At 69.7% G+C, this 26,379-nt stretch carries 21 protein-coding genes and 4 pseudogenes; 13 read left to right on the top strand and 12 right to left on the bottom strand.

The features are described from left to right. Window positions 1-41: 41 nt before the first annotated feature. The 3 genes from ACQPYE_RS17330 to ACQPYE_RS17320 all read left to right on the top strand — a co-directional run bounded on the left by ACQPYE_RS17330 (window position 42) and on the right by ACQPYE_RS17320 (window position 5,355). A complete protein-coding gene (locus ACQPYE_RS17330; RefSeq protein ID WP_498722360.1) occupies window positions 42-377 on the top strand; it encodes a Smr/MutS family protein in 336 nt (111 codons plus the stop codon). Window positions 378-1,490: 1,113 nt separating this feature from the next. After that, window positions 1,491-3,206 carry a glycosyltransferase family 2 protein gene (locus tag ACQPYE_RS17325; protein ID WP_498722359.1) on the top strand — a complete coding sequence of 572 codons (1,716 nt, stop codon included), beginning with the start codon at window positions 1,491-1,493 and terminating at the stop codon, window positions 3,204-3,206. A gap of 244 nt (window positions 3,207-3,450) precedes the next feature. Beyond that, window positions 3,451-5,355, top strand: a complete 1,905-nt coding sequence (locus ACQPYE_RS17320) for an Hsp70 family protein (protein WP_498722357.1) — start codon at window positions 3,451-3,453, stop codon at window positions 5,353-5,355. 86 nt (window positions 5,356-5,441) lie between these two features. Here the strand turns inward: ACQPYE_RS17320 and ACQPYE_RS17315 are convergent, their stop codons facing one another. Then, the gene (locus tag ACQPYE_RS17315; protein ID WP_498722355.1) at window positions 5,442-7,253 is read right to left on the bottom strand and encodes a hypothetical protein; all 1,812 of its coding nucleotides are present in this window, start codon (window positions 7,251-7,253) and stop codon (window positions 5,442-5,444) included. Between the two features lie 239 nt (window positions 7,254-7,492). Between ACQPYE_RS17315 and ACQPYE_RS17310 the strand changes: the two genes are divergently transcribed. The 3 genes from ACQPYE_RS17310 (at window position 7,493) to ACQPYE_RS17300 (ending at window position 9,270) form a co-directional block, all read left to right on the top strand. Continuing rightward, window positions 7,493-7,894, top strand: a complete 402-nt coding sequence (locus tag ACQPYE_RS17310; RefSeq protein WP_498722354.1) for a CAP domain-containing protein — start codon at window positions 7,493-7,495, stop codon at window positions 7,892-7,894. Between the two features lie 310 nt (window positions 7,895-8,204). Beyond that, a complete protein-coding gene (locus tag ACQPYE_RS17305; protein ID WP_498722353.1) occupies window positions 8,205-8,540 on the top strand; it encodes a hypothetical protein in 336 nt (111 codons plus the stop codon). A 70-nt stretch (window positions 8,541-8,610) separates the two neighbouring features. After that, window positions 8,611-9,270 carry a helix-turn-helix transcriptional regulator gene (locus tag ACQPYE_RS17300; protein ID WP_498722352.1) on the top strand — a complete coding sequence of 220 codons (660 nt, stop codon included), beginning with the start codon at window positions 8,611-8,613 and terminating at the stop codon, window positions 9,268-9,270. Between the two features lies 1 nt (window position 9,271). Here the strand turns inward: ACQPYE_RS17300 and ACQPYE_RS17295 are convergent, their stop codons facing one another. From ACQPYE_RS17295 to ACQPYE_RS17270, 6 genes are all read right to left on the bottom strand, one after another. Beyond that, window positions 9,272-9,661 carry a hypothetical protein gene (locus tag ACQPYE_RS17295; protein ID WP_498722351.1) on the bottom strand — a complete coding sequence of 130 codons (390 nt, stop codon included), beginning with the start codon at window positions 9,659-9,661 and terminating at the stop codon, window positions 9,272-9,274. Continuing rightward, window positions 9,658-10,194 carry a hypothetical protein gene (locus ACQPYE_RS17290; protein WP_498722350.1) on the bottom strand — a complete coding sequence of 179 codons (537 nt, stop codon included), beginning with the start codon at window positions 10,192-10,194 and terminating at the stop codon, window positions 9,658-9,660. The genes ACQPYE_RS17295 and ACQPYE_RS17290 overlap by 4 nt, the downstream gene beginning before the upstream one ends. 118 nt (window positions 10,195-10,312) lie before the next feature. Then, entirely contained in the window at window positions 10,313-11,149 is an 837-nt protein-coding gene (locus tag ACQPYE_RS17285; RefSeq protein WP_498722349.1) for a glutamate ABC transporter substrate-binding protein, read from the bottom strand. A 114-nt stretch (window positions 11,150-11,263) separates the two neighbouring features. Continuing rightward, window positions 11,264-12,508 carry a hypothetical protein gene (locus tag ACQPYE_RS17280; RefSeq protein WP_498722347.1) on the bottom strand — a complete coding sequence of 415 codons (1,245 nt, stop codon included), beginning with the start codon at window positions 12,506-12,508 and terminating at the stop codon, window positions 11,264-11,266. Window positions 12,509-12,719: 211 nt separating this feature from the next. After that, window positions 12,720-13,433 carry a type VII secretion system-associated protein gene (locus tag ACQPYE_RS17275; protein WP_498722345.1) on the bottom strand — a complete coding sequence of 238 codons (714 nt, stop codon included), beginning with the start codon at window positions 13,431-13,433 and terminating at the stop codon, window positions 12,720-12,722. A gap of 144 nt (window positions 13,434-13,577) precedes the next feature. Then, window positions 13,578-13,700 (bottom strand): hypothetical protein, encoded by a 123-nt coding sequence (locus tag ACQPYE_RS17270; protein WP_498722344.1) that lies wholly within the window; start codon window positions 13,698-13,700, stop codon window positions 13,578-13,580. Window positions 13,701-13,930: 230 nt separating this feature from the next. Here ACQPYE_RS17270 and ACQPYE_RS17265 point away from each other — a divergent pair. After that, a pseudogene (locus ACQPYE_RS17265) lies at window positions 13,931-15,132 on the top strand (IS110 family RNA-guided transposase). A 402-nt stretch (window positions 15,133-15,534) separates the two neighbouring features. On the opposite strand, the gene ACQPYE_RS17260 reads toward ACQPYE_RS17265, so the two are convergent. Beyond that, a complete protein-coding gene (locus ACQPYE_RS17260; protein WP_498722342.1) occupies window positions 15,535-16,407 on the bottom strand; it encodes a DMT family transporter in 873 nt (290 codons plus the stop codon). A gap of 164 nt (window positions 16,408-16,571) precedes the next feature. Here ACQPYE_RS17260 and ACQPYE_RS17255 point away from each other — a divergent pair. The 3 genes and pseudogenes from ACQPYE_RS17255 to ACQPYE_RS17245 form a co-directional block, all read left to right on the top strand. Further along, window positions 16,572-17,093, top strand: a pseudogene (locus ACQPYE_RS17255) (IS30 family transposase); the annotation flags it as partial. Window positions 17,094-17,773: 680 nt separating this feature from the next. Further along, window positions 17,774-19,528: a group II intron reverse transcriptase/maturase gene (gene ltrA, locus ACQPYE_RS17250; RefSeq protein WP_498714643.1), complete on the top strand. Its 1,755-nt coding sequence runs from the start codon at window positions 17,774-17,776 to the stop codon at window positions 19,526-19,528. A gap of 119 nt (window positions 19,529-19,647) precedes the next feature. Then, a pseudogene (locus ACQPYE_RS17245) lies at window positions 19,648-20,094 on the top strand (IS30 family transposase); the annotation flags it as partial. Window positions 20,095-20,196: 102 nt separating this feature from the next. On the opposite strand, the gene ACQPYE_RS17240 reads toward ACQPYE_RS17245, so the two are convergent. The 4 genes from ACQPYE_RS17240 to ACQPYE_RS17225 all read right to left on the bottom strand — a co-directional run bounded on the left by ACQPYE_RS17240 (window position 20,197) and on the right by ACQPYE_RS17225 (window position 24,203). Further along, window positions 20,197-20,826, bottom strand: coding sequence for a transposase (locus ACQPYE_RS17240; protein WP_498722341.1), 630 nt, complete (start codon window positions 20,824-20,826; stop codon window positions 20,197-20,199). Continuing rightward, window positions 20,790-21,281 carry a winged helix-turn-helix domain-containing protein gene (locus ACQPYE_RS17235; RefSeq protein ID WP_498722340.1) on the bottom strand — a complete coding sequence of 164 codons (492 nt, stop codon included), beginning with the start codon at window positions 21,279-21,281 and terminating at the stop codon, window positions 20,790-20,792. Before ACQPYE_RS17235 ends, ACQPYE_RS17240 begins: the two co-directional genes overlap by 37 nt. Before the next feature lie 51 nt (window positions 21,282-21,332). Further along, the gene (locus ACQPYE_RS17230) at window positions 21,333-22,430 is read right to left on the bottom strand and encodes a helix-turn-helix domain-containing protein (protein WP_498722338.1); all 1,098 of its coding nucleotides are present in this window, start codon (window positions 22,428-22,430) and stop codon (window positions 21,333-21,335) included. A 483-nt stretch (window positions 22,431-22,913) separates the two neighbouring features. After that, the gene (locus ACQPYE_RS17225) at window positions 22,914-24,203 is read right to left on the bottom strand and encodes an IS256 family transposase (protein WP_498722336.1); all 1,290 of its coding nucleotides are present in this window, start codon (window positions 24,201-24,203) and stop codon (window positions 22,914-22,916) included. Window positions 24,204-24,239: 36 nt separating this feature from the next. Between ACQPYE_RS17225 and ACQPYE_RS17220 the strand changes: the two genes are divergently transcribed. From ACQPYE_RS17220 to ACQPYE_RS17210, 3 genes and pseudogenes are all read left to right on the top strand, one after another. After that, complete coding sequence (locus ACQPYE_RS17220) at window positions 24,240-25,007, top strand: bifunctional DNA primase/polymerase (RefSeq protein WP_498722335.1); 768 nt, start codon at window positions 24,240-24,242, stop codon at window positions 25,005-25,007. Then, the gene (locus ACQPYE_RS17215) at window positions 25,004-25,342 is read left to right on the top strand and encodes a hypothetical protein (RefSeq protein WP_498722334.1); all 339 of its coding nucleotides are present in this window, start codon (window positions 25,004-25,006) and stop codon (window positions 25,340-25,342) included. Before ACQPYE_RS17220 ends, ACQPYE_RS17215 begins: the two co-directional genes overlap by 4 nt. Window positions 25,343-25,383: 41 nt before the next feature. Next, a pseudogene (locus tag ACQPYE_RS17210) lies at window positions 25,384-26,217 on the top strand (transposase); the annotation flags it as partial. Window positions 26,218-26,379: the final 162 nt, after the last annotated feature.

Genomic DNA, 26,379 nt, shown 5'->3' with positions numbered 1-26,379 from the left:
GGTCTCGCGTGCCACGGCCCTAGCCTTTCGGGAGAACCGCGATGGGAGATCAAGTGCCGGAGAAGCTCACTGTCGACCTCCACCCGATCTTCCGCAGCGACCGGGACATCGACAGCGCGGTGCGCACTGTCGTCTTCCGGGCGGCACGGGAGAAGGTTCCTCTCGTGGAGATCATCCACGGCAAGGGCAAGGGCAAGCTCAAGGCCCGCGTGCTGGCGATGCTGGCCCAGCCGCACCTGAAGAAGCTCTACCGGAGGGTGGAGGTCCCCCGGGACAACGACGGGGTGGTGCTGGTCCACTTCGGACAGCAGCCGCAGCGGCCCGCGGCCGTCGCGACCCGACGCCCGCCGACGCCGGCGGTGCGAGCCAGGCGCTGAGACGGCTGCTCGGCGCGATCGTCGTCCGGCAACCCGGCAACCCGGCAACCCGGCGGATCGGCGGATCGGTGGAACGGCGCCTTCACCGCAGGTGCGCGTGAGGTTGGGCGGCGCGCGGCTATCTCCGACAGGTCGAACCGGTCGCACGGCACTCGGGCTCGGGCGCGGTACCCGTTGGTCAGGACGGGCTGATCCGAACACCGTCTTCGCCTCGTCGTCGAGGAGCTGGTAGGGCAGTTCGAACGTGACGCGCACCTGCATGTCGCCCGCGCTGAGCGCGGACAGGCGGTGCCACCCGTCGGCGACCTGCTCGACCGGCCGGCCACGGTCCCACTCCGACATCCCCCGCCGCCGGGTCGGTGAGCAAGGGTGTATGCGCGGGCCGGGCAGAGACCCCGCTCCTCACCCGGCAGCACCGCCGCAGTGCGTACCGCACCGCCGCAGTACGTACCGCGCGGCCGCTTCCTGTCGCGCGCGTGGACCAGGTAGCGGGCATCCACGTCACGCGCGTGCACCCTTGTCCGAGATCCGCAGTCCTCCCGGCAGTCGCGAGGTGGGGGCTCATTGGCAAATGGCTCGGGCGTGTGCCACGCCGTCCCGAAGAGGCGGCGCCTGGACCCGGTGGTCGAGGCGAAGGCGATGCGCTGTTCGATTGCATTCCTGATCGGGCCCCCTGCCCCCGGATGAACGGTCCACGGGCGTGGACCCGCCGAGTCGTTCGGTGTCCGCCCCGTCGTGCGACGCCTCGATGACGTCAGCAGTGGTCCGGCCCCTCACCGCTTGAACAGCAGGTGACGTCGATGTGACGCGGCAGGACGCCGAGCGCCACGATCCCATCGCGGGCAGCGCCGGGCTCTCCTGCCCGATCGGGTAAGGCCCCCAAGCGTTGGGGAAAACTCCGGCGCGGATTGAGCGTCACGCGCTCGGGGACACCTCTACCGTTTGCCCCCAGCACAGTCGCGGTCCATTGACGAAAATTCTCCGGCGACACACCTGTAAGTCATCCGGAAAAGTGGGCGGGCACAGGATTCGTGCACGCAGATATCACCCCGAAGACATGAGTCTTTCGAGCGACCACCGCGCAACAAATAATCCTCGACAGAAGGATCCGACATGTTAACTGATACCACACCTTCGGATGCCACCAATGAGGAGGTGTCGCCGGAACTGGCGCTCCTCTGGTCGACGATCCCGGCTCACGACATGCTCGCCGAAGGTTGGGCGCCCGTGGGGTGCGACGACCACTCGGTGACGGTGGCGACGAGCGCCCCGATCGACCCGCGACTCCAGGAGCAGGTCCGGCGACGGGTGCCCGACCGCCACTTGACGTTCCAACCAATGGACCACGTGGCCCTGCAGGAGTTCGTCGTCAGGGCCCGTGGACCGGAGATCGCCGATTACATGGCGAACAACTTCCCCCGGACCCATCCGGAGCTCACCGCCAAGGCCGGCTTCGCGAGGTGGCAGATCGCGCTGGGCGTGCTCGCCCTGGTGTCGACGGTGGCGCTGTTCGTGGTGGCGCCCACCGTCCTCGCGCTGATCCTGACGGTGATCTTCCTGATCGGTGCGATCGTCGACGTCACGGTCTCGACCGCATCACTCCTGCCGAGGTCTTCGTCGGCGACCGACCCGACGACGCGGACGCCGGGTGGCGGAGCGACGCCCGCCGAGGAAGCACTGCCCTTCTACACGGTCCTGCTCCCCCTGTACGACGAGGCAGCCGTGATGAACGACCTCGTCCGCTGCATGGCGCGACTGGACTACCCCACCGACCGCCTCGAAATACTGTTCCTGATCGAGGAGGACGACCCTGCGACCAGGCAGGCGGCGCTCGCCGCGAACATGGCGCCCCACATGCGCGTGATCGATCTGCCGCCCGGCTCGCCCCGCACCAAACCCCGGTCGTGCAACCTCGGGCTGCTGCTCGCCCGGGGGGAACTCGTGGTCATCTTCGACGCGGAGGACCGCCCCGACCCCGACCAGCTGCTCAAGTCGGCCGCCGCCTTCGCGGCGTCCTCGGACGGCAAGCTGGCCTGCGTCCAAGCCGAACTCGCCTTCTACAACGCCAAGCGCAACCTGCTGACCCGCCAGTTCGCCCTGGAGTACTCGCTGCGGTACGGCATGACCCTGCCCGGTCTGGCACGCCTCGGACTACCCATCCCCCTCGGTGGGACCAGCAACCACTTCCGGGCCGACATCCTGCGCGCGGTGGGCGGGTGGGACGCCTGGAACGTCACCGAGGACGCCGACCTGGGCATGCGGTGCCGCGCGCTCGGCTACCGGGTCGACGTGATCGACTCCGTGACGTGGGAGGAGGCGACCTCCACACCGGTGGCGTGGATCCGCCAGCGCACCCGTTGGCTCAAGGGCTTCATGGTGACCGTCCTCGTCCACACCAAGCGCCCCGTCAAGTCCCTGCGCCGTTTCCGGCCTTCCGGGATGGTGACCCTGCTGGGGATCCTCGCCTCACGTCCCGCGACGTTCCTCGGACAACCGCTGGCGACCGCGCTCCTGCTGCTGAACCTGGTGGGGGTCCGCTGGTCGACCATCGGTCAGGGGTGGCTCAGCACGTTCGCGGGACAACTGCTGCTGATCGCGACCGGCCTGATGATGAGCATCACGATCGTCGCGGCCATCCACCGCAAGATCTCGTTCGGTCACATGGCCAGTCTGTTGCCCGGCTACTGGTTGCTCTACTGGGTGGCGGCGTGGCGAGCGCTGTTCCAGCTGGTCCGCTCGCCGTTCATGTGGGAGAAGACGCCGCACGGTCGCGACGTGCAGCACACGGTCGTCGAATCACCCGACGACCGGGGTCGGCCGGAGGGCTGACCGGCGTCCGGATCGCCGGGCCGGCCCCGAACCCCGTGTGCGGTTCGGGGCCTACCGCACGGTCCCCTTCGCCGGCGGAGCGCCGCGAGCACCGAATTCGGTTCGGCTCCGCGAGAATCCCACTCGTCCGCGGAGAACGGGCACAGTGGACTTCCCGAATGGGCATGGTGGATTTCCGGCCGAGGTCGAGGCGCGGGGTGTGCGTGAGGATTCCTGTGACGCAGCGCGCAGGGGAGGTTCGACGGTGCGATACGGCCTGGGCATCGATCTCGGCACCACGTTCACGGCCGCGGCCGTGTGCGGGGAGAGTGGCACGAGAGTGGTGCCGTTGGGGCGGGACGTCGTGGCTCCGTCCACGGTGTTCTCGAAACCCGACGGCACCCTGCTGACCGGTGACGCGGCGGAAGAGGCCGCGGTCGCGGATCCGGCACGGGTGTCGCGCGGGCACAAGCGCAAGCTCGGCGATCCCACGCCGTTGGTGATCGGCGGGGTCGCTTATGCGCCGGCGGCCCTGCTGGCCGCGCAACTGCGGGACGTGGTCACGGTGGTGACGGCTCGCGAGGGCGCGCCGCCGGCAGAGGTGGTGCTCACCTGCCCGGCCGTCTGGGGACCGTACCGGCGGGAGCACTTCGAGGAGGTGCACCGGCTGGCGGGGTTGACGGAGGTCCGCGTCGTCACCGAACCCGAGGCGGCGGCGACGCACTACTCGGTCGAGCGCAGGCTCGGTGACGGTGAGCTGATCGCCGTCTACGACCTCGGTGGCGGCACGTTCGACGCCACCGTGCTGCGCGCACGTGGCGCGGGGATGGAGATCCTCGGGACGCCGGAGGGTGTCGAGCAGCTCGGCGGGATGGATTTCGACGCGGCGATGCTGGCGCACCTGGACGCCCGGCTCGACGGTGCGCTCACGGCGCTCGACCCGGCCTCGCCGGACACCGCCGCCACCCTGGCCGCCGCCCGCGCGTCGTGCGTCCGGGCGAAGGAGGTCCTGTCGACCGAACCGGACGTCACGCTGTCCGTGCCCCTGCCCGCCGGCACCCGGCAGGTGGTGATCAGCCGGTTGCAGTTCAACGACATGGTGCGGCACTCGGTTTCGCTGACCACGGAGGCGCTGCACCGCACGATCAACTCGGCCAGGCTGCGATCGGACAACCTCGCCGGCGTGCTGCTCGCCGGCGGTTCCTCGCGCATCCCGCTGGTGAGCCAGATGGTGTCGGCCACCTTCGGCAAGCCCATCCACGCCACCCTGCACCCGAAGTTGACCGTCGCCCTCGGGGCGGCGGCCATCGCCCGGCGCACCGGCGCGGCGTCCTCTCCCGCGCGTCGTCCGGCCGTGTCCTCGGTGGTCCCCGTCCCCGCCGCTCCACTCACCCTCCCGACGCGGGCGCGTCGACCGGTGGCGGCGCGGAAGCGCCGGTGGCTCGGCGTGGCGGCGGTGCTCGCGGTCGCGGCGGTCGGCACGACGGCGGTCCTGGCGTCCGGTGACGATCCGCGGCAGGAGCAGGAGCCCCAGGCCGCGCCGGTGGCGTCTTCGCAGGCGCCCGCGTCCAGCGCCGTGAACACCTCGCCCGCGCGGCAGCGGGTGGTGGGGGTGGCCGACCTGGAGGTCTACCGCGGTCGGGAGGCGACTGCCTACCGGGGCATGCTCGGCAGCGCGGAGGACGAGTGGGCGGGCAAGGCCATCGGCGACGGCGGCACCGCGTCCTACCAGGCGATCTCGGCCGCGCCGGAGGGTCCGACGGGGATGCGGGTGACCTGGAGCGGCACCGGACCCGGCCAGGTGTACCTCCAGCACACCGGCGGTGGCAGCGACCTCGGCGCCCACGCCGACGCCGGGAGCGCCCTGGTGGTCGACCTGGTCGTCCACCAGCAGCCGACCGCGGCCGCGGTGATCGGCGTGCACTGCGTGTACCCGTGCGCGGCCGAGCTGGACGCCACCCGGGTGTTGCGGCGCCTGTCGGTCGGCACGGGGCAGAGCGTCAAGATCCCGGTCGAGTGCTTCACCGCCGCCGGGGTGGACCCGAAGAAGGTCAACACGCCCTTCCTGCTCACGACGGCCGGACGGTTCGACGTCACCATCCGCCACGTGCGGTGGGTGGCGGGGGCGGCCGGTGACCCGGACGCCACGCCGTGCGGTGACCTGCGCTGATACCCGAGGCCAGAACGCCGGCGCCGCACCCGTGAGGGGTGCGGCGCCGGCGTTGGTCTGCGGGAAGGGCGGCAGGTGCCGCGGGGTCACGCGTTGGTGGTGGGGAGCACGTCGCTCAACCGGGTGAGGACCGTCAGCTCGGCGCAGTCCTGGGAGGCCGCCGGTGACGGTGGGGTGCCCATCAGGGCGCGCAGCGGGGTGAGCGTCGTCTGGTCGGGGTCGACCTGCGGCACGAGGTCCGGCAGCGGGCGGTTCGGCGGCGCGAGGTCACGCGGCAGCGCGGGGTTCCCCGGCGGCGGGTTGGGATCCGCGACGATGTCGGCGAAGTCGACGTCCACCGACACCTCGTCACCGCCGATCTCACGGGTGATCCAGGGGCCGGTCTCGACCAGCTGCTTGAGCGTCTTGACCGGCAGGCAGTCGAAGCGCCGTCGGTACCAGTCGTCGTCGGGCAGCGGGCCCATGCGCCCCGTCAACCGCGACTTGACCACCTTCACCCGTTCCCACAGCACGGCGGTCAACGCCTCCCGGTCGTGCGGGCCCTCCAGCCCGTCGCGCAGCCGGTCCTCGACCAGGCGGGGCATCCCGGTGTCGTCCGGCATGACCATGGTCGTCCACGCCCTGGCCTTCTCGCGGTACTGGAGCTGCTGCATCAGACCCTCGTGCGCGGAGAAGTCCGAGGAGCGCAGCTGCCGGCCCTGCCACCGCGAGCGCAGCGTGCCGGCCAGCGACAGCGCGCTCTTGACCCCGGTGTTCAAGCCGCGGCCGGGCCAGAAGTGCAGCGAGTTCGCCGCGTCGCCGATCAGGAACGCGAACGTCGACGGACCCAGTTGCGCGGTGAAGCGGGCGTTCTGCGTCATGGACAGGTTGAACATGGTGATGCCCAGGATGTCCTGCGGACCAGCACCGAACAGCCGCGCGCCGTCGAGGATGCGCGGCCACAGGAAGGACAGGCGGTCCACCGAGGGTTTGAAGATCGACCGGTGCCGGTCGCACACGAACCGGTTGCCACGCGGCAGCACCATGCACCGGTACGTGCGGATGCAGTCCACCGGGCTGTTCTCGCCGATCGCGACGATCTCCGAGGCCTCCTCGGCGGTCAGCCGCATGTTGATGAACCCGCCCCCGAGCGAGTTGAACAGGTACCGGTTCTGCGACACCGTGAGCGGCACGGTGTGCTCGTCGGGGAAGTTGCCCTTCACCCGGATGCCCAGTACCGGTTCCACCAGCTGGCGTCCGCCCACCGAGTAGAAGTCCTGGTCCGGAGTGCCGAAGTGGTCCTTCAGCGCCGCCCTGGTCGGCGAGTTCGCGCCGTCCGCGACGACCAGGACCTGCGTGCCGTCCCACGACGGCGGGATCTCGTAGCGACCGGGCACCAGCTCGATGTCGTAGTGCTCCTGGGCCATCTCCAGCAGGCAGTCCTCGATCCACCGGATCTTGATGTTGCGCGGGCGGCCCTTCGCCCCGGGCGAGTCGGGGCCCAGCGGCCACATCTCCCCGAACCGGCCGTCCACGAACAGGCGCTCCTGCACCTGGTGCGGCAGGGTCGACCACACGTTGCTCTGCAGCGTCACCACCTGCTCGCGCCGGAAGTTGCCGTCGGCCTGACCGAGCCACACCACCTTGTTGCCCTGGCGCTTCCACCGCCGGTCGTGGACTCGGATCACGACCTGGTCACCCATCATCGCCCGCAGCGTGCAGGCGAACGACAGCCCGACCGGGCCACCGCCCACCACCTCCACCCGCAGGGGTTCGCGGTCACCGGGCAGCGGGTCCAGCTTCCGGAACAGCCCGGTGGCCCAGTCGGCCGACGCGGCGACCTGCGGCCCGGCCGGCGGGCTGGGCCACCGGACCACCTGCGTCGTCGCGTCGGCGCCATCGCGATCTGCTCCGGTCATGAGCGGGCTACCTCCGGGTGGTGGCGGAACACCTGTCCGGCGCCATCATGGGGCGGGTCGACGGCCGCGAGTCCGGCATTCCCGCCAAGAGTGCCTGAACAGGAAGGGCGTCCTACCTCTGCGGCTCCGACCGCGCTCGGGATCAGCCACCGAACCACCAGGCAGAGGCCGATGCCCGTAGGGGCAGCAGACCGCGGATGCCGTACCCGGCCGGGTCGGTCAACCACGAAGGTGGGCGGATGCGTGACGTGACGCGCGCCCAGTGGGAGGACAAGGTCGTCGCCCTGACGAACATCGAGCGGCGCAGTCGCGGTCTCGCGCTGCTGGGCAGGGACGAGCGGTTGCGACGATCGGCCCGGCGGCACAGCGGTGACATGGCCCGGTTGCGGACCCTGGCGCACCGGTTGCCGCGACTGCCGGATCCGTTCGAGCGGATGGAAGCCGAGGGGTTCGAGCACCCCGGAGGGGAGAATGTGGCGTTCGGCCAGGAGAGCCCGGCGCGGGTGGTCCTGGCGTGGATGACGAGCGTGCCGCACCGCGCGAACATCGTGCACCCGGATTTCGACCTGATCGGGGTCGGCTTGGTGGTCACCGCCGACGGCCACTGGTGGACGCAGAACTTCGGCTATTCCCCTCGGTGAACGGATCGCGCGCATTCGCGTTCCCTTTTCCGACACCAGCCGGTTCTCCATCAAATCTTGGTTAACCCTTGATCATATCCGTGCCTGAAGGCGCAACCGCCGCGATCCAAGACGCCGGGTCGACGCGCTGATCGGGGAGGAGTCCGGCGGAAAGCCGACCATTCACCTGTCCGCGGATTCGGAAGGCGATGTCGGTTCCCGTCGACCGCAGGGGTGACCTCCACCGCCGGTTCCCGCTCCGCCCGAGAAGGGCGGCGGGCCGCTCCGAAGTCCGTCGTGAAAGGACCTTCACCGTGAGAGGACCTTCGTCGTGCCCAGTGGAGAGCCCCCGGCAGAACCGCTTAGCGACCCGCTCGACCCACGCCGCCCCAAATCGGAGCACACCACGTGCCGGCGGCACGTCCTGCACGTCACGTCGGACGGCAGGCGCTCGCTCATGGACCTGGTGTGGCTGCCCGACCCCTCCGGCGGGCGCCCGGCCCTGGTGCGGCTGAGCACGACCACCGACCTCGGTGTGCCGCCGCACGCCCACGAGGCGGACGCACGCCCGCGCGGAGCCGGGGTCGGTCGTCCCGGCGACCTGTTCGCCGACACCGATGCCCCGACCGCGCCGTGGCCCCGCGTCCCGACGCACGACCGCGGATGAGCACGCCGACCGGGCGAGGCGCCCCGGTGCCCCGTGCGTCGGGCGGCCCGGCACGAGCCGGGGGCCTGCCATGACCGAGTCGACCGCGGCGACCGCGAAGCCCACCGGCGGGGCGGAGCGCGTCCGCGTGGCCGTCCACGCGTTCGACGGGGTCACCCGCCTCGGGCTGACGAGGTCGCTCGACCGGCGTGACGACCTGCTCCTCGTGCCCAGGCCGACGTCCGCGCAGGTCGTCGTCCTGGCGGTGGACGCCCTGAGCCGTGAGGCGGTGTGCTGGCTCAGGGAGGCGGCGAGCGCGCCGGGTCCGCTGGTGGTCCTGGTGACGGCGAACCCGCTCGACGAACGGGACCTGCTGACCGCGCTGGAGTGCCGCGTGGTGGCGGTGCTGCCCCGCAAGGCTGCCACTCCGGACCACCTGGCGCGCAGTGCGCTCAGCGCGGCGAAGGGTGGCGGGGAGTTGCCGCCGGCCCTGCTCGGGACGCTGCTCAAGTACGTGGAGCGGCTCCGGCGGGAACTGGCCGAGTGCGGCGCGCCCTCCTCGGTGCTCAGCGCCCGGGAGGTCGAGGTGCTGCGGTTGGTTGCGGAGGGGTGGAACACCAGCGAGATCGCCTCGAAGATGGCCCTGTCCGAGCGCACGGTCAAGGGCCTCGTCACCTCCTTGACCGGCAAACTCGACCTGAAGAACCGCTCCCACGCCGTGGCGTACGCCGCGCGCGTGGGGATCATCTGAGTCAGCGGTCGGTCGGCGCGGAGCCCTCCACGTCGCGCGCCACCGCGCCGGCCGGGCGCTTCCCGGCGTTCTCGAACGCCTCGATGTACTTGGGCAGCTCCTCCAGCGCCCGGCTCAGGCCGCCCCCGGAGACCTGGTCGGTGAACACCGCGTCCACGACGGCGCGCTCCACCTCGGGGTGGGCGCGGCGGAGGTTGTCCAGCGAGGTGCCGCGCAGCAGCTCGATCACGTGGACGCGCTCGGTGAGCACGCGCAGGGTGGTGCGCAGGCCCTCGACCACCCGGTCGGACTCGGCGGGTTCCAGGACGAGCCTGCCCTCGGCGACGAGCCGCAGGAGCAGGTCTCCGGCGAAGAACCACTTCGCCCCGTAGGGGCCCGTCTGGTCGATCACGCCGACCCCTTCCGGCCCCGTGCCTGACCGACCCGGAGCCCCGGGGATCGGAGCGGTGCCGACCGGGCGGCCTCGGAGGCGGCGCGCCGCACCGCGTGCAGGACCGCGTTCGCGGTGGGCAGCGACCGGCGGCCGAGGTCGGGGGCGACGAGCCACGCCGCCGACGGCCGCGGCGAGGGCAACGGCAGCGCGGTGCCCGTCCGCAGGTAGGTGACCCCCAGCGGCACATCGGCCTGGGCGAGGACGAGTTCGTCGACGTCGCACAGGAAGGCCACCCGGTCGTTGTGCACGCCGGTGCGCAGGGCCGGACCGACGGCGCCGAGGTCGACCAGCCGCGCCAGGACTCCCCTGGCGAAGTGGACGGGCAGCTCGAAGCCGACCAGGCCGCTGGTGAGGATCAGGTTGACACCACCGTCCACGATGTCGACCGGCCACCCGAAGTGGTGGCGGTACCACTCGGCGACCTCGTCCGCGCCGCGCCGCGTCGGGCGGACCGGGGTCACCACCTCGACCTGGTGTGCCTGGGTTGTCACGGTGGGCTCCTTCCGGGAGTTCGAACCGAGCTGACCACGTGGTCGTCGTCCTGGGGAGCCGTAGTGGGCCGCTTGTGCCCACCAGGACCGGAACGCCTGCCCGCACGGCCCTTGAGCGCTATCCACCGGTCACCGGCGGAGCCTCGGGGAGGTCCAATCCGGAGGCCCCGAGGTTGCGCTCCCACGCGGCGCGCCACTCCCCGGAGCGGACCATCTCCCCGATCAGCGCGTCGACGGCGGCCCGGCCCGCGCCGTCGTGCTTGGCCAGGCCCACGCCGTAGCGCTCGGTGGTGAACGGCTCTCCGACGACCTTGAGCAGTTCCGGGTTCGCCGCGACGTACCCGGCGAGGATGGCCTCGTCGGTGGTGACGGCGTCGACCTTGCCCGCCAGCAGCGCGATGACGCAGTCGGAGTAGTCGTTGTACTCGACCAGTCGCGCGGCCCGCGCGAAGTTCTCCTTGACGCGCTGCGCCGACGTCGAGCCGGTCACCGAGCACAGCCCCCGGTCGTCGAGCGCTTCCGGACCGGTGACGGCGGTCTCGGTGAACCGCACCAGGAGGCTCTGCCCGGTCTCGAAGTAGGGGCCCGCGAACGCGACGCGCTCCCGGCGCTCGTCGGTGATGGAGTAGGCGGCGACGACGAGGTCGACCGAGCCGTCCTCGATCAGCGACTCCCGGTCCGCGGGACGGGCCTCGCGCCAGGTGATGTCCTCTTCCTCCACGCCGAACCCGGCGGCGACGTACCGGGCGACGTCCACGTCGAAGCCCACGTACCTGCCGTCGGCCCGGCGGTGCCCCATGCCGGGTTGGTCGAAGCGGATGCCGATGGTGAGGCCGTCATCCGCCTTGTCCTCCACCGTGTCGTCGGTCGTGCCGCACGCGGCGGCGAGGACGAGGGCGGACGCGGCGGCGAAGGCGGTCGCGGCGCGGCGCGACGTGAGCGGGAACACTCCCATTCCCCCACGGTCGGGCACCCGGCGCGCACGCGACAAGATCGATCCAGACCGGTGTGCCCGGTCGGGCAGCGCGCCCGCCCGTTCGAGCAGGGCGTCGGAGGTCGGGCCGACGGATCAGCGGCGCGGCGCCCCGTCCCGCGCGTGCAGGCGCAGACCGACGCGCCTGCTGCCCGCCAGGGCTTCGGCCACCCGGCGACCACCGCGGTCCGGGACCCCGAGGACCGACAGCCGGGCACGGTCGCGCGAGGGGGGTTCGAGGTCGTCGAGCAGGTCGCGCACGACCGGCCACACGGTGCCCGGCAGCGGTTCGCCGGGGTCGCCCACCGCGATCGTCAGCACCGACGGGTCGACGGCACGACCGGCGGGCACCGGTTGCGGCGGGCGGTGCGCCGAGCGGACCCACAGGCCGCTGCGCATCACCAGCACCAACCAGTGGTCGTCCACGCGGAAGACACCGGGCAGGTGCGGGACGAGGCGTGGGGACGGCGTGCGCCACCGGACCGGCACCACGGCGGTGCCACCGGCCGGGCAGTGGACCTCTTGGAGGTAGGGGGTCCAGGTGGGTGCGCCGACGGTGTCGCGGAAGACGAACCGGACCTCGCCGTCGCGCACGTGGGGCACACCGTCGACCACGGTGACGCCGACGCCCAGGAACCCGGCGACGAGCAAGCCCAGCTCGACCACGTCCTGACCGTCCGCGCAACCCAGCTTCACGGCGGCGCGTGCCGCCTCGGGCAGCGCGCCCAGGCAGGCGGCGACGTCCGCGGCCCGCACGCGAGGGCCGCCGGGCACGCCCGCGACGACCACGAGGTGGTCCGGGTCGGGTGGCACGCTCGCCCAGCTCGGGTCGGACGCGGAGGTCGGCGGTCTGAGCACGACACCTCCGGGCACGTGCTCGGTGACCAGCAGGCCGTGCGCGCGGGGCGGGGCGCCCGGTGCGGTCACCTGCCAGCGCGGCGGCGGGTGGCGGGGTCCGAGGGACTCGGCCGGCCGGCGGGGTGCGAAGCGCCACCAGGTGCCCGTCGAGTCCTCGCGGGCACCCCGCGCGAACAGCGTCCCGCCCGCCACCGCGACCGGTCCCGAGGGCACCAGGAGCTCCACCCCCGTCCGCTCGGCCAAGCGCTGCCACCAGGCCAGGTCGAGGTCGGGGAACCCGGCGGGCGCCACTACGCGCAGGGTGCGCCCGCCGCGCCGGGCGGCAGAGCCCACGACCCGGGCCAGCCGGTCGAGCACGGCGGGCGTCGCGGTGTCGACGACGAGGGGCGCGGGGACGGCGGGGAGCAGGTGCGCCAGTGCCCGCAGCCCGGTGTCGTCGCCGGCGGTGCGGATGACGCACGCCACGCCCACCCGCTCCACCACGACGGCACCGCGCCGCAGCGATCGCGGCGACCTGCGCGTGAGACCCGGCAGTGCCCTCCCGAGGAGGAGTTTGCGCCCGAACACCTTCATGCGGCGCCCGTGCCTACCCCGTGCGGCATTAGCCCTCCTTGGCCGTCGGGGTGTCGCGTCGCGGTGACGAGGGGTGGGACGCCCGGCGACGCGTGCTCCGGTGTGCGGTGGTCGCGACGGCTCAGCCGGCCGACGGGACCGCGCCGGGGGTGGCCGGGGCTTCGGATGAGGCCACGGGCAGGTCGGGCGGGTCGATGACGGTCGCCGCCGCGGGAGCGGCACCGACTGCGCCGGAGGGGGCCGGGGGCACGTCCCACGGCAGCACCTCCAGCGTGCGGCCTTCGCGGAACCGCTCGTAGGCGGCGTTCACCTGCTCCTCGGGCAGGGTGAGGGCGCGGCGCATGAAGTCGCCGATCAGCCGCGCCGACGCGGGCCCGCCGGGGTTGAACAGCACGTCGACGTCGTCGGCGAGCAGGGTCACCAGCTCGGTCAGGTCGATGCGCCGCCACTCCGGGGAGCTGACCCGGCGGCGGTGCACCTCGGCGGTGGCGATGACCACGCACGGCACGTCGTCGGGCGAGCGGAGGATCAGCGGGCGCTCGTCGCCGTTCATGGCGATGTCGAACAGCGAGTCGCGCAGCATCAGCTGGAGTTGCTCGGCCTCCGCCTCGCCGCGGATGAGCATCCGCAGCACCGCGTCGAGCGGGTCGGCGGGCGAGTCCGGATCGGACGGGACGTAGGAGGGGTTTGCCCGGAACGGACCCACGCCGCCGTCGGGGAGGACGGGCCACAGCCCCACCACCGCTTCCAGCGGCGGCGCCTCGTCCTCGCTCTCCGGCTCCCACGTCGGGTCCATCATGAGGAACCAGTTCTCGACGTCCGAGTCGTCTTCCACGTCGTGTCTCCCTGTCGCGCGCGGCGCCCTGTCGGCGGTCCGGCACCGTCCACTCCACCGCCTGGTCCTCGCGCCCACAAGGTCGCCGTCCGCCCCCCGGCGCGTTGGGGCAGGGACCGCTTCCCGAACGCACGGGTCCGCCCGTCACCCGGAGGCGGACCGGACCACCTCGACGTGCACGCGCCGCCGGTCCTCGACCGCCTCGGTGGAACCGGGCGGCACGGCGCGCCCGTGCGCGACCTGCACGACGCGCACCAGGCCGCCCACCCCCCGTTACCTTTTCGTAGCTCCTGACCGAGGAGTTGTGGTCGCCGGGTCCGGCATGACTTACGTCCCCAGTCGAAGGCATGATCCGGGGGGTGGTGTCACCGGACCCGGTGGCATCGCCGGACCGCTGACAGGGACACGGCCGCCCGCCGGGCAGGTCTCGTCGTAACGTGGGTGCCGGCCGACGATGCCCACCCCGCGACCACCGCGACGGACGAACGGCACGACCGATGACCAGCACTTTCGGGGTGTTCCTCGGCCTGGACGTGGGCAAGGGCGAGCACCACGCCGTGGGCCTGGACCCCGCCGGGAAACGGCTGCACGACGCACCCCTGCCCAACAGCGAACCGAGGCTGCGGACCCTGTTCGACAAACTCGCCGCGCACGGACCGCTGTTGGTGGTGGTCGACCAGCCCGCGACGATCGGCGCGCTGCCGGTCGCGGTCGCACGGGCGGCCGGCCACACGGTGGCATACCTGCCCGGCCTGGCCATGCGCCGTATCGCCGACCTCTGCCCGGGACGCGCGAAGACCGACGCCCGGGACGCGTTCGTCATCGCCGACGCGGCCCGCAGCCTGCCGCACACCCTGCGGCCGGTCGACGTCGGCGACGACGCCCTGGCCGAACCGGACGTGCTGGTCGGGTTCGACGACGACCTGGCCGGCGAAGCGACCCGGATTGCGAACCGCATCCGCGGCCTGCTCACCGGCGTCCACCCCGCACTCGAACGCGCCATCGGCCCCCGCGTCGCCCACCCGGCGGTGCTGGAGATCCTGTCCCGCTGCGGCGGCCCGACCGGCATCGCCAAGGCCGGGCGCCGCAAGCTCACCTCGATCGCCACCGCACACGCACCGAGAGTGGGCGACGACTGGTCGCGGCGATCCTGGCAGCGCTGGAGGAGCAGACCGTTGTCGTCCCGGGCACGACGGCAGCGGACACTGTGCTACCCCGCCTTGCCGACAGCCTGAAAGCGTTCTCCAGCAACGCAAACAGGTCGCCGGCGAGGTCGAAGGGATACTCGATGCGCACCCTCTTGCCGAGGTCCTGACCTCGATGCCCGGCATCTGGGTCAGGACCGCAGCCCGCATCCTGCTGGAGATCGGCGACGCCACCGGATTCAAACCTCCGGCACCTGGCCGCCTACGCCGGCATCGCCCCGGTCACCCGCAGCTCCGGCTCCTCCATCAAAGGCGAGCATCCGGCCCGCACCGGCAACCGCAAACTCAAACGGGCGTTCTTCCTCGCAGCGTTCGCGGCCTTGTCCGACCCGACCAGCAGAGCCTACTACCAGCGCAAACGCAACCAGGGGAAGAAACACAACGCCGCCCTGATCTGCCTGGCCCGACGACGCTGCGACGTCCTGTTCGCCATGCTCCGAAACAAGACCCACTACCGGCACCCCGAAGCCCTCCCCGGCCCAGTCGCGGCTTGACAACGACATAGGGACACCCCCGCGGCAACTCTTCAGAAGCGGGCATCGCCTTGGTCATGGGGTAGATGCGCCCAGCTTTCGGTGGACTGCTCGGGTTCTCGTGGGGCTTCTAGCAACCATAAACGAGGCACGAGACCATGCAGCAGTTCGGCACCACAAGTCACCCTATCAAAACAATTATCATTTACAGGTCAGTCCTGGCCAGCCCGAACGGCTCTTCATCGGCGTTTGTGTACCCGACGAGCCGGAACCGACCTTTATCGTCTCCGTCACACCTGACAGCGAACCTATCACCTACACGTCAATGCTGACCGAGCAGAGTAACGGCGATTACCACCTGTACTATTACTTTGATAAATTCGGACAGCGCACCGCAGAAGTGCGGCTGCGGTGGATTGGTTACTAACTACTGACCTCTGCCCTGCCCGCCGCCAGCACCGAACCCGCAATAATCGCCGCCAACCCCACGACCGTCGACCACTGCACCTGCTCATCAAGCAGCAGCCAGCCGAGCACCACTGTTACACCCGGCGATAGATAGAACGCCAGGGTTGCCTTACTCGGGCCGGCTCGTGCAATCAGGCCGTAGAAGACGGTGAGCGTGAGAGCCGTGAACACCACGCCAAGCGCCACCAGGGCTGCCACACTGACGAACGGTGGCACCTGATCAGGCAGCAGCAGTACGGCCGGAATGGCGGTTGCCACGCCGCTCACCAGCATGGCCGAAGTAGCGACGCCAAGCGGCTGAGCAAAGCCCAGTTTGCGGTGGATCAGAATGGAACCGATAGCATAACACAAGGCAGCCGCGGTGATCAGTACACCACCAAGCAGCAGGTGCGAACTGCCGCCGATGTCTACCCCGAACAACAGCCCGATACCAGCAAAGCCCATAACCAGCCCGAGGATTCCTCTGGCGCCCTCCGGCTTCTCGTCAGGTGCAAACCAGGTAGCGAGTGCCGCAACGAACAGCGGCTGCGCTCCAATGAGTACTCCCGTGAGACCAGCGGATAGCCATTGCTGCCCGTAGGTAAGAAGCAGCAAAGGTGCAGTGGACTGCACAAGGACGGTCACCAGCACCCACCGCGGGTGTTTCAAGAGCGGTCTCAAGACGTCGCGCCGGATGGCCAGTGGTACCAAGAACAGCGCAGCGAGGAAGACTCGCCCGAACACCACTACCACCGGCGGAAAGCTGCGCAAGGCAACTGCGATAACCAGGTAGGCCGCACCCCACAAGACGGACAGCGTCCCGAGCAGCAGCCAGTTCCTGCGGTTCATCACCTGGCGCTTCCGGTGCGGTCTTCACTTCCAGTCGGCACGGGGCCGATGCTACGGGGCCGCCTCCAGCAGGGTCCGTACAGCGCCGAGCTGCCGGCAGGTTCAAACGGTCGTAGCATGTGATCTTGGAGTTCGGTGGGGAAGGATCGCCCGCCGTGCGCCGGATGTTGACGTTGGCCGATCGGGAGGAGATCTCCCGTGGACTGGCCGAGTCGTTGGAATACAAGGAGATCGCGGTTCGGATCGGTCGTGACGCCTCGGTCGTGTCGAGGGACGTGGCCCGGCACGGCGGTCGCGACGGGTACCGGGCGGTGGTGGCCGACCGGGCTGCGGAAACCGCCCGGTCGAGGCCGAAGTCTCTGGCGGTGGACCGCAATCCGGTGCTGCGGGCGCGGGTGGCGGGGCTGTTGCGGGCGGGTTGGTCACCGGCGTCGATCGCGGGCCGGTTGGCACGGGGCGAGGACGGCGAGGACGCTGTGCGGGTGAGCCACGAGGCCGTCTACCAGTGGGTCTACGCCCAACCTGTAGCCACCCTGAACCGGGAGCTGATCGCGTTGCGGACCGGCCGCACGGCCCGCCGCGGGCCGCGTCCGGCACCGGCGCCACGCATTCGCGAGCCCCGTTACCTGGACGAACGCCCCGCCGAGGCCGACGACCGGGCCGTGCCCGGCCACTGGGAAGGGGACCGTGCGACACGAAGTCGCACGAATGTGAGTGGACTGACCGATTGGAGAGGCGGTTGATGAGGCCGTAGGTGCAGTCACGGGTCCGTGTCCGTATGACCCGTCCCCGCCCTCGACGTGCGATTCCGGTAACGGCGTGGTGCGAAGCTCGGGGGAAAGCCCAAGGACTCCTGTTCCATCCGGGAGTTACCGGCAAGGGGAAGACCGGACGGGTGAACGCAAGTGAACTCCCGATGATGCCTCGTGATCCCAAGCCCCGCCGATGGAATGTGTTAGTGGGGTGCATGGCTGGCCGTTGAGAAGCGGCAGGCGCTGGCTGGCAGAGGTCTCTCCGGCCAGGTGGACACCGCCGCCTCGGGGTAAAGGGAGCACCCACCCCGGTCGTATCTCACTCGTGTGGAACGTGGAAAACCCGTTGAGGTCCAGGCCTTCGTGGCCCGGTCGGTCGACCGCAAGGAAGGCTCAACTCTCCAGCGGGAACAGGACGGCCCAACAAGCCAATGCCGGAAGCCGAAAGGAAACGGGAAACTTGGGCGCTTTGACCGGATTCTCCGCCGGTGGCCCCGGATAACCGTCCGGATACGGGTGCGCTGCCCGGACCCGAAAGGGTGCTGACGTGGGCCGGGTGAGCCTGTGGGGAAACACTGGACAGGACGACGGAACCGAGGGACAAGTTGGACGCTGTGTGGATCACGGGCGGAGCGGCCTCGGTCGTCTCGGCTGTTTCTGCGCCGGTGAACGGACCCGAGGGCGAGGACTTGGACTGGCCGTCGATCGACTGGCGGCGGGTCGAGGAAGACGTACGGCGTCTGCGGCAGAGAATCTTCGCGGCATCGCAGGCAGGGGACCTGAAGAAGGTCCGAAATCTACAGAAACTGATGCTCCGATCCCGCTCGAACACGCTTCTGGGCGTGCGACGGGTCACGGAGATCAATGCTGGACGCGCGACGGCGGGAGTCGACGGGAAGGTCGTGCTGATGTCCCAGGACAAGGCCGCACTGGCCGACTGGGTCCAGCACCGGGCCCGACCGTGGATTCCCAAGCCCGTCAAGCGGGTGTTCATCCCCAAGTCGGGGACCACGAAGAAGCGCGGGCTCGGGATTCCCGTCATTGTCGACCGGTGCCTGCAAGCCGTGGCATTGGGGGCATTGGAGCCCGAATGGGAAGCGCGGTTCGAGCCGAAGTCGTACGGTTTTCGGCCCGGCCGTGGCTGTCACGACGCGATCGGAGCCGTCTACTCCACGCTCAACGGGAAGAATCCGCAGCGTGCGTGGGTGCTCGACGCGGACCTGACGGCGGCGTTCGACCGCATCGGCCATGCCCGGCTCATGGCCGCACTCGGCACCTTCCCCGCCCGGGGACTGGTCCGACAGTGGCTCAAGGCCGGGATCGTGGATCGCGGTCGGTTCGCCCCGACCGAGGAAGGAGTTCCGCAGGGTGGGGTGATCAGCCCGTTGCTTTTCAACGTGGCCCTGCACGGAATGGAGGAGGCCGCGGGCGTCCGCTACTACACCACCGGCAGGGACGCCGGAAGTGCGCAAAGCGGCAGCCCCGTGCTGGTCCGGTACTCGGATGATTTTGTCGCGATGTGCACCAGTCGCGAACAGGCCGAACAGGTCAAGGAACGACTGGCGGCATGGCTGACACCCAGAGGACTCGCCTTCCACGAGGACAAGACGCGCATCGTCCACGCGGAGAGCGGGTTCGACTTCCTGGGGTTCAACGTCCGCCGCTATCACGGCAAACTGCTGATCAAGCCGAGCAGGGCGGCCCGGCGACGAATCCGGGAACGGCTCAGCGCCGAGATGCTGGCCCTGCGTGGGGCCAACGCCGGTGCGGTGCTCAAGAAGATCAACCCGATCGTACGCGGCTGGTCGGCCTATTACAGGACAGTGGTGTCCAGCGAGATCTTCACGGCGCTGGACAACCACATGTGGAAGCTCGCTTACAAGTGGGCCAAGCACAGCCACCCGAACAAGTCGAAGCACTGGGTATCCGACAAGTACTTCGGCCGGTTCAACAGGACCAGGAAGGACAGGTGGGTGTTCGGTGACCGCGACAGCGGCGCCTACCTCCTCAAGTTCTCCTGGACGAAGATAGTCCGGCACCGGTTGGTCAAGGGAAGGGCGTCCCCGGACGACCCCGCCCTGGAATCATACTGGGCTCAGCGGCGCCGCAAGGGAACACCTCTGCCGGTCGACGCCATGACCATGCGCCTCATACAGGCGCAACACGGTCGTTGCCCAGCCTGCGGAGGTCTCCTGCTGTACGCCGACCACCCGCCGCGAAGCCCACGAGAATGGGAAACATGGCGGGTGGTCATCCGGAAGGCGATCTCCAAGCAGTACATCGCGCTTCCAGACGAGAGTGCGCCGGGCGATCAACGAATCCACCTCCTCCACGCCCATTGTCAACGACGGAATGAACCGCCGCGATGACAAGTCCAGCACTGTTGCCTGCCGGCGAGCCTTTGGGGCTTGCTTGAGCCGTGTGCGGTGAAAGCTGCTTGCACGGTTCTGAGGGGGCGGGGACGCAGTAATGCGTCCCCGCTACCCGACTGGTGATCGGCAAGGGCGGTAAAAGTGCGGTGGCCACGTTGGTGGAGCGCACCAGCCGCTTCCTGGTCCTGGTCCCGCTGCGCGGACGCGACTCACTCACCGTCACCGACGCGATCTTCGCCGCCGTCGGCGACCTCCCGACCTCCATCAAACGCTCCCTGACCTGGGACTGCGGCTCCGAGATGGCTCTGCACAAGCAGGTGACAGCCACCGGACTGCCGGTCTTCTTCGCCCACCCCCACTCACCGTGGGAACGCGGCAGCAACGAGAACCTCAACCGCATTGTCCGCGAGTTCCTGCCCAAGGGCGTCGACATCCCCACCGACCCCCGCTACCTCGCCGCCATCGCCGCCGAGATCAACGACCGACCCCGTAAGATCCACGACTGGAGAAAACCCAGCGAGGTATTCACCGAACTCCTCGAAGCAGATGCTCCCACCGCCTGAACTCGCCGCCGGTAGGGCTGGAGCTGGGGCAGCAGCTCGCGTACCCGGCGTTGGTTGCGGCCGGAACCGGTCTGGACGGCTACAGAGATTGAATGGTCAGGATTAGGGTGGTTCCGGGTCGAGGGTGAGGCCGGTCTGGGTGAGGAAGCCGGTCAGGAGTTCGGGTCGGTACTGGATGCGTTTGAGTCGGTTGCGCACGATGTCGACCAGGTGGTCCACGTTGGTGACGGCGAGGTTGCCGAGGCTTCGTTTGACGTGGGACCAGATGCCTTCGGTGGGGTTGAGGTCGGGTGCGTAGGCGGGAAGTTGGATGATGTGCAGCCAGTCCCGTTTGGCGGCCAGGTCTCGCATTGCGGTGCTGATGTGGGTGTTGAGGTTGTCCCAGATGACCACGATCTCGGCCTTGAGGTACTGGTGTGCGGCGTCGAGCAGGGCGATGTAGTCGGTCTCGGCGAAGCTGCGGCGTTCGCCCTTGCGGGCGCGGTGGATCTTGAGGCGGTATAATAAGTGTGGGCGTTGTTCGGGTTCCGCGGGGCGGACGCAGAACAGTCCGGCGACCGAGATGCGGCCGGATCCTTTGCCCGAGACCGGGATTGTCGGGGTCTGTCCGCGTGGCGCCCAGGTCCGGGCCTTCGGCGGCCGTAGCGTGTGACCCGCCTCGTCCTCGAAGCAGATCCACGCCCCACGCTCGGCCGCTAACCTTTTGCCTGACGCCACGCCTCCCGTCGCCACGTCGTGACGGCCTCCTCGTCGCGTTCGACCAGCCTGTGCGTGGGCATCTGCGGACTGAACCCCATGCGGTGCAACAGCATCGACACCCCACGCAGGGTGTAGCGGACCCGGAACAGCTGGCCGATCAGGTCCGCGACCCGCGCCAGGGTCCACCGCTGGTCCTCGATGTAGCCGTGCGCGGCGGGACCTTCCTCCAACGCCGCGGCCAGCCGATCCACCTGCGTCGGCGAGAGCCTGCAGTCCGCGCCCGAAGGACCCTTCGACACCAGTCCGCCATCGCCTTCGGCCAGCCAGCGCCGCCGCCACACATACACCGCGTTGTGCGACACCCGCAGCCGTCGGGCGATCTCCGACACCGACACGTCCTGCGCGAACAGCTCCGCCGCCCGCAACCGCACGGCTTCACGCCGGGCACGTCCCTCGGCCGTCAGTCCACCACCATCGGGATAGCGCATCCCTACGGCCTACCGCATCCCCGCGCCCGAGTCAGCCGGACACGCCGCAAGCTAACCCTGATCATTCAACCTCTGTAGCTCCCAGGCTGCGAGGGCAGCGGTGGCGGCAGCCTCGGGTTCGACCGCTGAGGTCTGGCCGGTGCGCGACCGCATCAGGCGGGCGATGGCCAAGTCGATGAGCGTGCCGGAGCGCTCCCTGACGTAGTGCACAGGCAACGCCTGGACGGCTTCCTCCAGCGCGGTCACCGCAGCAGCACCATCTCCGAGCCGCACGAGGCAACGGCCCTTCAACCGCATGATGTGCTCAGCACCGTTGTAGAAGCCGAGCCACGCTGGTACGTCCCTCCTGTCGACGCCGTCGAACAACCGCTCAGCCTTGGCCAGCGCAGCCGCTCCTGCCCGGTGGTCGCCCACCAGGGCGTACGCCTCCCCGATGGCTTCCGACAGCCAGGAGTGGACGGCTTGGCTGATGCCGAAGCGCGGGTTCTCCGCCAGGTGCAGCGCGGCCAGCAGCAGGCGCAACGCGTCCGGCCCTCGACCCGCGTGCAGGTGGATGTAGCTCATGATCCCCAGCACGTAGGCGTGGAGCTGGGCGTCTTCGCCCTCCTGCGCGCTGGACAAGGCCAGTGACGTGTAGCGCCGTGCTGCGCCGTAGTCCTGGTGGTCGATGGCCAACCAGGCGGCGAGCTGAGCTGTGTCACCGAGCACCAGGGCGAACCGCTGGTAGTGGGATGACGGCACGTTGTCAGCCATGCCCATCAGGCGGTTGAGCTGAGAGACGGTCTGCTCGTACACCGCTGCCGAGCCGGCCTGGTAGTCGATCTGGCGGTAGGCGCTCGTCAAGGCCTCGTACTGCGTCAGTAGCTCGGCATGGACCACCCGTGGGGCGGGCAACACGACTGCGGGTGGGCTCGCATGTTGCGTCGCCGCAACGCTTCCCACCTCTGGATGCAGCAGCTCGTCCAGATCATTCATCGTGATCTTCAGCAACCTGGCCAGCTTCGAACGCTGGTACGGCAGCGGCTCACGCGTGCCCTGCTCCCAGCGGGCCACCGTGGAGCGGTCGACGTGCATGACCTCCGCGAACGACTCCTGGGTGAAGCCGGCAGCCTTCCGGGCACGGACAAAGCCGCTTCGCCGTACTGCCATCGGGTGACCTCCTGGCGTTGGCTACCGCATTCCGCGGGGCGGGTTCTGCCTGGTCAAGCGTAGCGCTGCATCAGGCTGGCCCCATTTGGGCGATACCTGGGCCTTGTAGCGGCGCTGTCTGTCGCCCCGTCGGGATTCCACTCTTGATCTCGGTCCCAGCGCCAGGCAAGCCCCGGTGGTCCCCCGCACCGCCTGGCGCTTGGGGCCACCCGACAACACCCCACGCTACAAGGGAGCCGCAACTATGCCGCCTACCTACGCCAAGCCGTCCACATAGGACAGGGCGCTGGGGATGCCGTACACCATCCGGCTGCGTACCGACATGTTCACCCGTGCCGCGCGGCTCGCGGGCTTTCGCTCGGACTACGGGCCGGCCAAGGCGATGGACGTCAACCGCTCCACGGTGGCGCGGGTAGTGAGCGGTGAACTCCAGCCCGGTCCGGCGTTCATGAGCAATAGTCAAGACCTGTGGATGAAGATCTTTCAGGCTGCGGTGGGTGGTGCTTGTTCGTCGGGTCGTTCGACGAGTTTGCCGTTCTCGAAGCGGGCGCCGGCGCGGACGAGAGCGACCAGGTGCGGGGCGTTGACCGCTCGCCAGCGGACCTGGGCCGACTCGATCAGTTTGAACGCCATCGCGAGGCCGGCGGCGCGTGAGCCGGGGCCCTTGGTGACCTTGGTGCGGTGGCGCACGGTGGCGAAGGTGGACTCGATCGGGTTCGTGGTGCGCAGGTGGATCCAGTGCTCGGCCGGGTAATCGTAGAACGCCAGCAGCTCCTCGACGTCGTCGGTGATCTTCGTGGCGGCCTTGGGGAACTTCGCGCCGTAGGTGGCCTGAAACGCGGTGACCGCGTCCAGGGCATGCCGTTTGTCCTCGGCGTTCCATATCTCCGCCAGGGCCTTCTTCGCCCCGGGATGCGCCGATTTCGGCAACGCGGACAGCACGTTGCCGATCTTGTGGAACCAGCAGCGCTGCTCGCGGGTGGCGGGGAAGACCTCGCGTAACGCGCCCCAGAACCCGAGCGCCCCGTCGCCGACCGCCAGCACCGGGGCGCGCATCCCGCGGCGCGCGCAGTCGCGCAGCAGATCCGCCCACGACTCGGTCGATTCGCGGTAGCCGTCGGCCAGGGCGACGAGCTCCTTGCGGCCGTCGGCGCGAACCCCGATCATCACCAGCAGGCAGAGTCTGTGTTCCTCCAGGCGGATGTTGACGTGGATCCCGTCCGCCCACAGATACACGAAGTCCACATCGGACAGACTGCGCCCGGCGAACGCGCGTTGATCGGTCCTCCACTGCTCGGTCAGCTTCGTGACCACCGGTCCGGACAGGCCCTTGCTACTGCCCAGGAACTGCCCGAGCGCGGGCACGAAGTCCCCGGACGACAGGCCGTGCAGGTACAGCAGCGGCAACACCTCGGTGATCTTCGGGGTCTTACGCGCCCACGGCGGCAGGATCGCCGAAGAGAATCTCTTCCGTTCGCCGGTGTCCGGGTCGGTGCGCTTGTCGTTGACCCGCGGCACGGTCACCTCCACCGCGCCCGCGCTGGTCAGCACCTCCCTCGGCTGGTGATAGCCGTTACGCACCACCAGCCGGTGGCCATGCCCGTCGAGCTCCTCGCGGAACCGGGCGATGTAGGCGTCCACCTCCGCTTGCAGTGCCTTGGCCAGCATCCGCCGGGCACCCTCCCGCACGATCTCGTCGATCAACGACGACGAACCCGCCACCGTCGCCGTGCCCTCGTCGTTCGGTTCATCGCCAGGGACTACGGTGAGCATGGGCGTGCCTTCCCGACCGACGCGCCAACGTCGGCCTTGCTTGAGGATCATCAGCAGATCATCGGGAAGGTACGCCCCTTCCCTTCAGATCCACAGATTTCAAGCATTGCTCGGCGTTCATCGGTGGCGCCCTTGTCGCCCTCGCCCCCCATGCAGTGTGACGACCTGTTCGAGGTCGTGCCCGCCTCCGCTCCAACAACAGACCCCCAACAGAAAGGCAAGGCAGTGCCGACCAGCACACCGGACACCGAACCGTCCACGACCTTGCAGGCCGCTCTGAGCTACGCCGAGCTGGGTTGGCCCGTCCTACCCGGAGCCATCTGGCATGACGGTCACTTCGCCAGCCCGGTGGACGAGCTGCCCGTCACCAGTCCCTGCCTGCGGCCGATCGCGGAAGCGACGACTGACGCCAACGTGGTACGCGCGTGGTGGTCGACGCCTGGGCTGCACGCAGCCAACGTCTTCACCGTGACCGGTCCGGAACTAGGGGCGTTCGCGGTGGGCGAGTCGCTGGTCATGGCCTTGGCGGACGACCCGTGGTTCGCCGCATTCCCGACGCCGGTGCTGTCCTTCCCGAACATGCCCATCGCCTACTTCCTCGTCCGGCCGCCGCTGCCCTCGGTGCTGCTGAGCCACGAGGCGCGGGTGATGGAGGCCGGGATGCCGATGCCCTTGCCGCCGAGCGCCCTGGAGACCACGCCGGTCATCTGGCTGGTCACCCCCGAACAGGCAGGCAATGTCCTCTGGCCCGGTGACGCGCTGGCCGACCTGATCCAGACCTACGAGAAGAGGAAGAGCGCGTGACCGAGCTGGCTGAGCAGACCGCACCGACCATGCCTGCACCGCCGTGGACGAAGGAAGAGTTCACCGGCCTGATGCGGGAGCTGGCGTTGGCCGAAGCACCCGGGCTGTTCGCCTTGGTGGAGGAGTTCGGGGAGGGCCAGGACGCCCGCGTTGCGGGCTACGGCCTGGCCTACGAGGACCGAGCTGACGTCAACTCCGTGGAAGGAGACTTCCAACTGCACTCCCAGAGTGCGGAGAGCGCCCGGACGCTGTTCGAGATCTCCTCGCGATCGGCGGGGGTCTCGCGGGTGCATGTGGTGTGGCTCAGTGAGGGAGGGGCGGCTCAGCAGGGCTGAACGCCGCGCGGCAGGGCCGCGCGGCGGGTGGTGCCGAGGAGACCGAGGTGCTGCCGCTGCTGTACCCGCACGGCCTGTCCTCGGGGGACTTCGTGCCCGCCCTGGGCCAGTTCCTCGGCTCGACCAAGGGCTTGTCCGCGCCGGTGGTCACGAAGCTGACCGAGCGGTGGAAGACCGAGCAGTGCGCCTTCGCCGAGCGCGATCTGTCCGATGTGGACTACGTTTACCTGTGGGCGGACGGTGTCCACGTCAACATCCGACTGGAGGAACACCGGCTCTGCCTGCTCGTCATGATCGGCGTGCGCGCCGACGGCCGCAAGGAACTCGTCGCCCTGGCCGACGGCTACCGTGAGTCCACCGAGTCGTGGGCCGATCTGCTGCGCGACTGCGCCCGACGCGGCATGACCGCCCCGGTCCTCGCCGTCGGCGACGGCGCGCTCGGGTTCTGGGGCGCGCTGCCCGAGGTCTTCCCCGCCACCAGCACACGGAGATGCTGGTTTCACAAGATCGGCAACACGCTCGCGGCGCTACCGAAGTCCGCGCAACCCGGCGCGAAGTTCCCCAAGGCGGTCGCCAAGATCACCGACGACCTCAACGAGCTGCCGGCCTTCTACGACCACCCGGCCGAGCACTGGATCCACCTGCGCACCACCAACCCGATCGAGTCCACCTTCGCCACCGTGCGGCATCGCACCAAGGTCACCAAGGGGCCGGGCTCGCGAGCCGCCGGCCTGGCGATGGCGTTCACACTGATCGAGTCGGCCCAGTCCCGCTGGCGGGCGGTCAACGCACCACACCTCGTCGCACTCGTCCGAGCCGGCGCCACCTTCGTCAACGACGTCCTGGTCGAACGACCCGACGAGGAAGCCGCCTAAAGAACTTCATCCACAGGTCTTGACGATAGCTCTGGCCGTCAGGTGTCCGCTCTTGACCAGCGGCGCACGGGCGAACCTGGCCCGGAAAACCAAGAAGGCCAACTCCGTCTGACCACTAATGGTCAGGGTTGGAGTTGGCCTCTCGGGGTGGACCTCAGCGGG

Source organism: Actinosynnema sp. CA-299493, assembly GCF_050946825.1.
Classification (GTDB): domain Bacteria; phylum Actinomycetota; class Actinomycetes; order Mycobacteriales; family Pseudonocardiaceae; genus Actinosynnema.
This window is presented reverse-complemented; position numbering and strand designations above follow the sequence as displayed.

What these genes read in the sequence shown, in the direction of transcription:
- ACQPYE_RS17330 (WP_498722360.1), top strand. Translation starts at nt 42, where the DNA reads ATGGGAGATCAAGTGCCGGAGAAGCTCACTGTCGACCTCCACCCGATC.
- ACQPYE_RS17325 (WP_498722359.1), top strand. Translation starts at nt 1,491, where the DNA reads ATGTTAACTGATACCACACCTTCGGATGCCACCAATGAGGAGGTGTCG.
- ACQPYE_RS17315 (WP_498722355.1), bottom strand. Translation starts at nt 7,253, where the DNA reads ATGACCGGAGCAGATCGCGATGGCGCCGACGCGACGACGCAGGTGGTC.
- ACQPYE_RS17310 (WP_498722354.1), top strand. Translation starts at nt 7,493, where the DNA reads ATGCGTGACGTGACGCGCGCCCAGTGGGAGGACAAGGTCGTCGCCCTG.
- ACQPYE_RS17300 (WP_498722352.1), top strand. Translation starts at nt 8,611, where the DNA reads ATGACCGAGTCGACCGCGGCGACCGCGAAGCCCACCGGCGGGGCGGAG.
- ACQPYE_RS17285 (WP_498722349.1), bottom strand. Translation starts at nt 11,149, where the DNA reads ATGGGAGTGTTCCCGCTCACGTCGCGCCGCGCCGCGACCGCCTTCGCC.
- ACQPYE_RS17260 (WP_498722342.1), bottom strand. Translation starts at nt 16,407, where the DNA reads ATGAACCGCAGGAACTGGCTGCTGCTCGGGACGCTGTCCGTCTTGTGG.
- ACQPYE_RS17235 (WP_498722340.1), bottom strand. Translation starts at nt 21,281, where the DNA reads ATGCGCTATCCCGATGGTGGTGGACTGACGGCCGAGGGACGTGCCCGG.
- ACQPYE_RS17230 (WP_498722338.1), bottom strand. Translation starts at nt 22,430, where the DNA reads ATGGCAGTACGGCGAAGCGGCTTTGTCCGTGCCCGGAAGGCTGCCGGC.
- ACQPYE_RS17225 (WP_498722336.1), bottom strand. Translation starts at nt 24,203, where the DNA reads ATGCTCACCGTAGTCCCTGGCGATGAACCGAACGACGAGGGCACGGCG.